Source organism: Aquimarina sp. I32.4, from assembly GCF_002924285.1.
Taxonomy (GTDB): Bacteria; Bacteroidota; Bacteroidia; order Flavobacteriales; family Flavobacteriaceae; genus Aquimarina.
Map to the genome: position 1 here is coordinate 1 of NZ_PGUB01000134.1, position 9,764 is coordinate 9,764.

Sequence of the window (9,764 nt, forward strand, 5' to 3'; positions counted from 1 at the left end):
TTTATTTCTTCTTCTCACAACCTAAAAATAAGGATTTTTAAAACAAAAGATAAACTAATTTATGCTCTTATTAATAAGTCGTATTATAGAATATAGCTTAAATATATTATTATTATTGGTTTGCTGTCTTCTTATAAATGTAGGACGATCAGGATCATCACTCACACTATCTTGCTGTCCAAAATAGTCACTTACACTTTGGGTATTATCGTGAATGTAAATACTATTTACCGCCAAATAATTTCCGTTTCCGAAACTGTATTTGAAATTACCCATTAGTTTTTGCGAAACATTATATGCATACTGTTGTACATCAAGATTTCTGGCAAAACTACCTATCGCATTTATTTGTTTTGAAAACCCTTCTTTGAACTGATACTTATTATCAAATCCTCCTATCAAAAAGATACTCAATCTGTTTTCTCCTACATCAAACTTCTTACCTCCAGAGATAGTAATACTGCTATTAAAAGGTTTACTTTGAGAATCTGGATCTAAACTGTTATCAAACTCATACTGAGTCAAATCAGTAAGAGGAAACTCTTTGTCTAATCCTGTTCCAAACCCATTAGCACCATCGGCAACCAGAAAATTATCCTCATTTAGGGTAACCGTATTGATTCCTGATGATATCGAAACCTTGAACTCTTCTTTTCCTATAATCTCTTTTGATTCGATATTAATATTGGCTCCAGCAACGTCTCCATATAAACGAGAACCAAAAACCTTACTTACTCCTATGGTTTTGATGATATCGGAGGTAAAAAGATCTAAGGTTATGTTCTTATAGGTAGGGTTATCTGACGGTAATGGCAACCCATTTAATGAGGTTGAGTTATAACGGTCACCAAGCCCTCTCACAAAAACATTTTTTTCTCCCTCTTGTTTGGTCACTCCTGTTATTTTTGTAACAGCAGCTTCTGCATCGCTTACCCCTTTTCTGGCTAATTCTTGGGCACCAATTGCTTGTTTAATCTCTACTGCATTTTTTTGTTCTAATAAGAGCGCTTCTTCTCGTTCTCTACTTGTTACTACTTTTATAATTACTTCCTCTAGTGCTGCGGCTGTAGCTCCCATTGTAGCATCTACAACTGCTACCTTACCTGCTTCTATTACCACATTTGGTATTTCTACTGTTTGATATCCTGTAAAACTAAATTCTAAGGTATATGTACCTACAGGAACTCCTGTAATCTCATACAAACCATCAAAATTTGTTGAAGAACCTTTGGCAGTACCTCCTACAATAACATTGGCAAAAGGAAGCGGTTGATTGTTTGATTCTTTATCTAATAACTTTCCGGCAATAGTACCTGTTTCTTGCCCAAAAAAAGCACTTACCCAAAATAGTGCTACAACTGTAAATATTCTTTTCATTTTTTGTTTTCAAAATCTGATACAAATAAATACGGTTTTACAGTAATTAGCTTTATGCCACTATTATGGTTAGTTTAAGCGATTGTGATGTAGGAAAAGTCTTAAAAAAACAAGTAAAGTGGTTTTATGAAAGTATTCTGATTATACCTGAACTACAAATACTCTCTATAGGACAACACTTAAGGGCTATAGCGCATAAACTACCCCTCTTTTCAAAAAAAGCTACACTAACAAATCATTTCTTTTTATAATTATTAGAGAATTGTTACCTACAGGTTAATTCACTTAATTTTATAGAATCGGTCTTAACACTGGGGTAAGATATAAGGGCTAATATCACTATCATAAAAAGATTACTTTTAACAAAAACTAACTAAACATTTGTAGCTTTATTTCTTTTTAGGGTAAAAAATAAGCTCAGCATAATGCTGAGCTTATTTTTTACTTTGATCAGATAATTATATCTATATTTTCATTAAAAATTCATCAATTAATCTTCCTTTGCTAATTTTACAAAATTAATAGAAGGTAGTATTACTGCCTCAAAACCTGATTGAAGAGTCAAATTTGAGATATAAGATCTTATAAATGGAAAAGCTATAGCTGGGGCATTTATTTTTGGAAAGTCTGAAAACTTAAATTCTTCATCAATTTCTTTCTCAGTTGAAAACACAAAAGAGACTTCAAAATCTAAATTAAAAAATTTATCCTTCAAATCAATATTAAATAATATAATAAATTTTGTTCTCTCATTTTCAGGAAAAACTTGCCCAGTTTTTAGTCCAAATGAATTCTCTTCTCTAGCCCCATCAATCATATTGAGGCTTAAGTTCTGGACTTTCCAACTTTCTAACTGAATTTTCATAATTAAGCTGCTAAAGCAAAGCTTCTTTCCTTATCATCATTATTATTATAACTTTCATCAAAAGAAGAAAAATAGATTTCTACTTTAACACTATCAAATCTTTCACAAGTAACTTCAACGCTATTATCTTCAATAAAACCATACTTACGAATTGATATATCGTATAATTCTTCCGCTGTTATATTTGCGAAAAAATTATCAATTTTACCTTTTATTTCTTTATTTAGCTTCATCTTAATTTATTTCTTTTGTTAACAGTAACTCTTTGCTAATGATTGCTTTTTCTGGATTATAAATAGAACATATTGTGCAATTAGGAGTTCTTCTATTAATCTGATTAATTCTCTCTTTGGTAAATTTAATATAAAAATTCCCTTTTGCAATATCAATAGAAATAATATCTTCTTTTCTTGCAAAGTTAATAACAAATCCATCAATATAGTCTATTTTTTTACCTATTTCTTTCATTTTAGACGTATGATGCTCTATTATATAATCTAAAACCTCAACTCCATCACTAGTTGTTAAATCTAAAAAATTATTATTATCAACTTCTATATTACACTTTATAACAGAATATCTTTTATAACTGTATTTCTTCTCTATTTTATTCCATGAATGTGCAATTGACCACTTTTCAGCTTGACTTGATGGATTATTACTTATTCCATCAATAAAAAAATAAACACCATCTCCTAACCATTCTTTATGCCCTCTAGACAATTTAAAATCATTTAATATTATGCTTTTAGCATTTTCTAAACTTGTCCCGTGAAAACCTTCAATTTTAACTTTCATAAATAATCTAGTTCTTTACGAAAATATAAAACTAAATTATAAAACACTAATTCAACCAACTAGATATGAAATCAGAACTATGTATTAACAGATTTGAAGATTATTTTTTCTCTTTTTTGTAAAAAACAACATTATAATCGTGCCCAATCAGATGCCCATGTATCTCCATCTTGTAATGCTCCTGCATAATTAGCAGCATCAAAAAACACTCCCAAAGTAGAAGGGTCAAAATTATCTACACCATCTACTGCAGTAGTAAATTCATAAGTTCCTCTAAAACCTGTAATCTCAAAACCTGTTGGTATCACTGTACCTGCCGTATTAAATGGAGCTCCTGAACCATCTATAGTAAAGTTATTAAACGTTGCAAAGTCTGCAAGGTCTACGGTTGCCCCACCGTGATCCAAATCAAAAGATTTTGTGTTATCAATAATAGAATTTCTAACAATTACTTCATTATTATTAAGGTTTGTCAATGTCTGGTCATCATCAACTTCAATTCCTTTTCCTGGAAATGCCTTAATAACGGCATTATACAATGCAACTTTGGTTCCTGCTCTAAACTCTATTCCTTTATTTTCTCCATCACCATCTTCTGCACCAATCAATGTAATATTAGATAAAGTAGGGTTTGAGAATGGCATTGCACTAGGATTATCTGAAAAATTATCAGCTTCAATCCCTTTATCTCCTGCTACAGATGTTTGTTGTGCTATCCAGAATTGCCCATTTCCTACCCATCCATCGGTCCAGTCAAAAGAATCATCTCCTGCTCCCGTTACAATTGCATATTTCAAATTTACTGTTCCTCCAAAAAACTCGATTCCATCATCATTTCCATTAAATGTTTGGATGTATTCTAATGTTGTCCCATTACCAACACCGTATAAAGAAAGACCATTATACTCTGCATCATCATTGATTTTTCCTCCAGTATACTCTAAACGTACATAACGCAATATCCCTGAGTTATCTGCTGGATCGTTTCCTCCATAGGTTAGATTCGCAACCTCTGTAGTTGCAGTTGTACCTCTATTAATTGGGGCTTTTCCTGCTAGTAATAATCCTCCCCAATCTCCTGGATTAGGCGTAGACTTGATAGATGTAAAAACAATAGGCTGTGTTACAGTTCCTTCTGCCATAATTTTTGCTCCTTGCTCAATAGCTAAATACGAGAATACACCTCCTACATCTCCTGCAACAATTTTGGCACCTGCTTCGATAGTTAATGTTACTCCGTCTACTACAGAAACCCCTCCTCTTAACTCATATACTTCACTTGATTTAAGAGTAATATCTTGTGTGATTTGACCCTCTAATACTTCTGTTGCATCGGTATTACTACCTCCTCCTTGGTTGATTGTAATATCCCCTATAGTATCTTCTTGCACAGTACATGCAGTAAACAAAACTGCTATTCCTATTACTATTGCCGCAAATAAATTTCTAGTTTTCATATGCTTGTTTTTGTTGTTTTTAATGCTTACATAAAACCTGTAACGATCGAATCATTTATGCCACAATCGTACTGGTTTTATATGTATTAATATTTGTATTGATTATTTTTATAATTTGAATGTCACTCCCAGACTAAAATTGATCCCATTTTCATATCCGTATGTCACTAATTCCTGATGTATATCTTTTTGATCCTGATATCGTTCTATAGTTGGGTTTAATAAATTTTTAGCCTTAATACTTATCTCTATGTGCTCTCCTATTTCGTCTTTGAAATTAAAGTTTAACACCCCAAAGCCTCTCTCAAAAACATCCCCTCTTCTGTTACTTCCAGCAGCGTAAATACGATCTCCAAAAATATTAAAGTCTATTGCAGAGGTAATTTTATGGCTCTTAATTTCCTTGGCATAGGCTATATCTGCATTTACCAAAAAGGGAGAGGCTCCTTGTAGTTGGCGACTATTGTTTGTTGGAGAAATATTAGACCCTCCTATTTTTAAATCTTTATCTATTGTCACCTCAGAATGCATTATTGTAGTATTCACTCCAAAATTAAAATCATTCCAAATAGTCTCTTCAACTTTAAAAAGGTTCCCTAGGTTTTTTCTATACTCTAGTTCTACTCCAATTATTGTTGCATTAGAAGTATTACCAAAGGAATTAAAGTTTGAAGCAGATGCAAGTCCAATTTTTTCAATAGGATTATCAATATATTTTCCAAATATAGTAGCACTTAATAGCTCACCTGATTGCTCAGGAAAATACTCCCACTTGATATCTGCATTATAATTATCAGAATTTTTTAACTCAGGATTACCAAGAGTTTTATCGGTTACATCTTCATCCAGGAAAGGAGCTACTTCTGTAAATTTCGGTAATGTTACCGTTTTACTTAATGCCAATCTAAGGTTTGATTTTTCATTAATTGAATATTTCAAACTAAGACTTGGCAGCACAAACGTCTCTTTGATTTTATTATTTCTAAAAGGGTTTGTTTCTAAATCTTGTTGTAGTCTGTAATATATATTTTGCTCAAATATCTCAGTTCTTACACCACCAATTACAACCAATTTTTCTCCGAGTTCATGTTGAATATTTAAATACCCTCCTATATTATAAAAATCTGCTTCATAAATTCTGGTGGTATTAAGGTTTTCAAGAACTATATATTCTCCATTAAGAAAATTAGTTTCATTTAGAATTGCATCAGGGTTATTAAAATCTACAACAATATCATTTACATTATTCAAGTTGTAATTCAATTGATTAGATTCAAAATCACGTTCTTTAAATCTAGAAAACACTCCTATAGTAACTTTATTTTTATAGATATCGTCTTCATCTTTTTTATAATTGATATCAAAATCTAGTTTTGCAGAATAATCATTCTCTTTTAATTCTTGGTAAAAACGCTGATTATTTGCAAAATCAGGACTTGTAGCATCTCCTAAAATCAAGTTTCCGTTTTCTAGCTCTGTAAAAACCAGCTGTCTTCGGTCAGGAATTAATCCTTGAGCCTTGTTATAGGCCACCCCCCAATTAAACTTGTATTTATCATCAGTAAATCTATGTTCACCAGCAAGTTGCTGTGTCAATAAATTATTTTGCTCATAAGTCCCTCTTCTTATTCTAATAAAAACATCTGTATCCTCACTACTCAACCCTCTTAACTCTCTTAATTCATCTTGGGTATCATTTACAAACAAGCTTGTAGAAATAATTTTATTATTTGTATTCCAACGATATCCAACACTCCCTAATAAGGTTGTATTAGTTTTATATCTATATCTATTTGCTTCTTCAAAAAAACCAATTCCCACTACAGATTCTCCATCTGCATTATAGGCTGCTTCTTTTCCTGAAAAAGAAGCTTCATGATTCTGACTAAATGATCCTGTTACCAAAACATCTAATTTTTGAGCTTCGGCAATTGCAAAAGTCTTTCCTCCAGTAATACTCATTCCACCATCAGGAGCATTAAATTTTTTAACTGGATTAAACGAAGTATCAAAAGGATAGTACTCTATTTCTGTGCTATTATAATTATAATTTGGAATATCTAAGAAAACAGGAACTCTTCTAGATCCATCATCTAATCCCCATTCGTCATATTTTCCTCCATCTAGCAAGAAAAAATCATCTCCAACAGCATTAGAGTTTATTCCTGAATTAAATCCAACTTCTAAAAACCCTTTTCCAGGACGATCCTTTGTATCTATATTTACACTTGCTCCTGCAAAATCACCGTATATATCTGGTGAATAGGTTTTATATATCCCTAAATTTTCTACAATATCCGTTGGAAATATCCCTAAATCAATAAGTTTTAGTTTTGGATTCAATGATGGTATTGGCAATCCATTTAAGTAAGCATTATTGTATCGATCCCCTAATCCACGAACATATAATTTATCACTTTGCTTAGAAATCCCTGTTGCTTTGGTCAATCCTGTTGCAACATCACTCACTCCTTTTTTAGAAAGTTCTTGTGCCCCTATTTTTTGTTGAATGGTTACTGCATTCTTTTGTTCTAATAAAATAGCAGCTTCAGACTCTCTTTTGGTAGTAGTTTTGATAACCACTTCTTCTAGTGCAGCAGCACTTGCTCCTATAGAGCCGTTAATAGTAATTGTTTCGTTTGGTTTTACAATAATATCTTTAATATCCAATGTTTCATATCCTACAAAACTAAATTCTAATACATATGTACCTGGTTGTAGATTGTCTATAGTATATAATCCATCAAAATCGGTAGTTGTTCCTTTTGATGTCCCTTTAATTAATACATTAGCAAAAGGTAAGGGTTGGTTATTTGATTCCTTGTCCAATAATTTCCCAGTAATCGAACCTGTTTCTTGCGCAAAGAGTATTCCTACAAAAAATAACGCAAAAAGTGTAACTGTTTTTCTCATTTAACTTGTTCTGAAATTCTCGGCAAAGAACGATCCAGAGTGTTAAACTTATGTTATTCTAAAATTAATTATGCGTGATATTAATGTTAGAAAATTGTTACGCATGTATGTTTACTATACATTTACTTACTATTATCAATATGTTAGAAACCTCTCTAGCATATTGATAATAGTATAAAAAAACCTACATCTTTATTCATCTAAAAAGTTTATTTTCTTGTTAAGACACTATTGAATAGACAGGCAATGTAAATAAAATATTTACTGCCTTCTTACAGGCATCTTTAAATCAAAGAAGTTTTGTGACTTTTTTTTAATAGTATAGAAACAAAAAATGCCACAGAATTCTGTGGCATTTTGTTATATTTTTAAATGATCTACTCTCTAATTCTCATAATTAACGACCACATTATCTTTACCCGACCATGTAGTTACATCAGCTATTTGATTTTTGTCATAATTCACTTCTGATAATTTATCTTCGGCCCAGAAAAACCATTTCCCTGTTTTTACTCCTTTATCATATTGCCCCATCGCAATTTTCTTACCTGTAGTGTCATATGATTTCCATTCTCCATGTAATTTTCCTTCTTTATAAAATCCTTGTTGACGAATTTTTCCGTTATCATGAAAGAAAGTTCCTTTCACTAAGTCTCCATGTTTCACAAAAGTAGGTTTTACATCCTGAGCCATTAGAGTCATTGAGAATAAAATGGCTGTCATTACTAATATCTTTTTCATGATTTCAATATTTTAAGATTATCTAGGGATGTCAACTTATGTTATAAAAGTACTACTAATTTTACATTTAAGCAACATTTGCGTAACATTAAATTAACATTAGATTTTTAAACACCTAATAGTCAAGACCTTAATAGACACCTCTATTTCAACCATCTTACAAAAATTTATTGCATTATATCCTTATTTTTGAGCTCTTTAGTTGTTCAGAATCAAAAAAGCTAAAACCATCTTAATGAATAATAAGAAAAAATATATCGAGATTGCCTCCGTCTTTTTTAAACTAGGTTGTTTTGCTTTTGGTGGTCCTGCAGCGCATATTGCAATGATGGAAAGTGAAATTATAGATAAAAGAAAGTGGATGAGCAGACAACATTTTCTAGATCTCATAGGAGCTACAAATTTAATCCCTGGTCCTAATTCTACAGAGATGACTATGCATTGTGGTCATGAACGAGGAGGAATTGCTGGTTTATTTATTGCTGGAGCCTGTTTTATTTTTCCTGCAGTAGTTATCACAGGTGTTTTAGCTTGGTTTTATACTTCATATGGCCAGTTACCAGAGGTTACTCCTTTTATTATAGGAATCAAACCAGCAGTATTGGCAATTATTGCATCTGCAATTCTCAAGCTAGGGAAAAAAGCTTTAAAAAATATCGAAATTGCCATTATTGGGTTGCTAGTTTTAACTCTTAGTATTTTGGGAGTAAACAAAATTATTGCGTTACTCGGTGCTGGAATAATTGGGGTATTATATTTTTATTCAAAAAATAAACTAACAAATTCCTCCAAATCAATTGCTCCTTTTTTTGTATTTAATATTTCAACATCGATATTTATCAAACTCTCATCATTTAAAGTTTTCTGGACATTTCTTAAAGTAGGCGCGATACTATATGGTAGTGGTTATGTTTTGTTTGCCTATTTAGATACAGAGCTCGTAGCAAAAGGATGGTTATCCCAACCAGAATTAATAGATGCCATTGCTATTGGGCAATTTACTCCTGGACCAGTTTTATCTACCGCTACTTTTATTGGATATCAATTAGCTGGATTTTGGGGGGCACTAGCAGCCACCATAGGTATTTTTCTTCCTTCATTTCTTTTTGTACTACTTCTTAACCCTCTGATACCAAAAATGAGAAAGTCAGTTATAGTCAGTTATTTTCTGGATGCTGTAAATATTGCTGCTGTAGCTATTATGTTGGCAGTATTATATACCATGTCTATAGATACATTGACCGATTGGAAAACAATAAGCATTGCTTTACTAAGTACATTTGTAGTATTTGCTTTCAAAAAAATAAGCCCGATCTGGATTATTCTAGGAGGAGCCTTTCTGGGCTATACCTTTACTTATATATCAGAATATTTTTAACGATAGCTTAAAGTTACCATAACATAAAAACTCGCCAAATAAAATATTTTGGCTATATTCTACTATATGACTGATTCAGTTGTTGTTTTCCAAATTTGCCATGCATTTTGTCCAGCAAGGGCATAGTAGGCAAAGGATTTGAGCCGTTGGTTATTCTCTTTTATGCGTTCCAAGACCATAAACCAGTTCATATAATTCTGTAGATATTTAGTTGCCACTCCATTAAATGGTTTCA

Annotated in this window: 8 protein-coding genes; 1 reads left to right on the plus strand and 7 read right to left on the minus strand. The window is 31.9% G+C overall.

Annotation, left to right across the window (positions count from 1 at the left end; genetic code table 11):
* Nucleotides 1–54 precede the first annotated feature (54 nt).
* The 7 genes from CVD18_RS19825 to CVD18_RS19860 form a co-directional block, all read right to left on the minus strand.
* Nucleotides 55–1,377: a carboxypeptidase-like regulatory domain-containing protein gene (locus CVD18_RS19825; RefSeq protein WP_103867237.1), complete on the minus strand. Its 1,323-nt coding sequence runs from the start codon at nt 1,375–1,377 to the stop codon at nt 55–57.
* 490 nt (nt 1,378–1,867) lie between these two features.
* On the minus strand, nt 1,868–2,242 hold the full coding sequence (locus CVD18_RS19835; RefSeq protein WP_103867239.1) for a protein-export chaperone SecB: 375 nt from the start codon (nt 2,240–2,242) through the stop codon (nt 1,868–1,870).
* 2 nt (nt 2,243–2,244) lie between these two features.
* On the minus strand, nt 2,245–2,475 hold the full coding sequence (locus CVD18_RS19840) for a hypothetical protein (RefSeq protein WP_103867240.1): 231 nt from the start codon (nt 2,473–2,475) through the stop codon (nt 2,245–2,247).
* 1 nt (nt 2,476) lies between these two features.
* Complete coding sequence (locus CVD18_RS19845) at nt 2,477–3,040, minus strand: hypothetical protein (RefSeq protein WP_103867241.1); 564 nt, start codon at nt 3,038–3,040, stop codon at nt 2,477–2,479.
* Between the two features lie 131 nt (nt 3,041–3,171).
* The gene (locus CVD18_RS19850; protein WP_103867242.1) at nt 3,172–4,497 is read right to left on the minus strand and encodes a hypothetical protein; all 1,326 of its coding nucleotides are present in this window, start codon (nt 4,495–4,497) and stop codon (nt 3,172–3,174) included.
* A gap of 108 nt (nt 4,498–4,605) precedes the next feature.
* Nucleotides 4,606–7,410, minus strand: a complete 2,805-nt coding sequence (locus CVD18_RS19855) for a TonB-dependent receptor (RefSeq protein ID WP_103867243.1) — start codon at nt 7,408–7,410, stop codon at nt 4,606–4,608.
* A 384-nt stretch (nt 7,411–7,794) separates the two neighbouring features.
* The gene (locus CVD18_RS19860; RefSeq protein WP_103867244.1) at nt 7,795–8,151 is read right to left on the minus strand and encodes a toxin-antitoxin system YwqK family antitoxin; all 357 of its coding nucleotides are present in this window, start codon (nt 8,149–8,151) and stop codon (nt 7,795–7,797) included.
* Between the two features lie 235 nt (nt 8,152–8,386).
* Here CVD18_RS19860 and chrA point away from each other — a divergent pair, with 235 nt between their 5' ends.
* The gene (gene chrA / locus CVD18_RS19865) at nt 8,387–9,529 is read left to right on the plus strand and encodes a chromate efflux transporter (protein ID WP_103867245.1); all 1,143 of its coding nucleotides are present in this window, start codon (nt 8,387–8,389) and stop codon (nt 9,527–9,529) included.
* Nucleotides 9,530–9,764 lie beyond the last annotated feature (235 nt).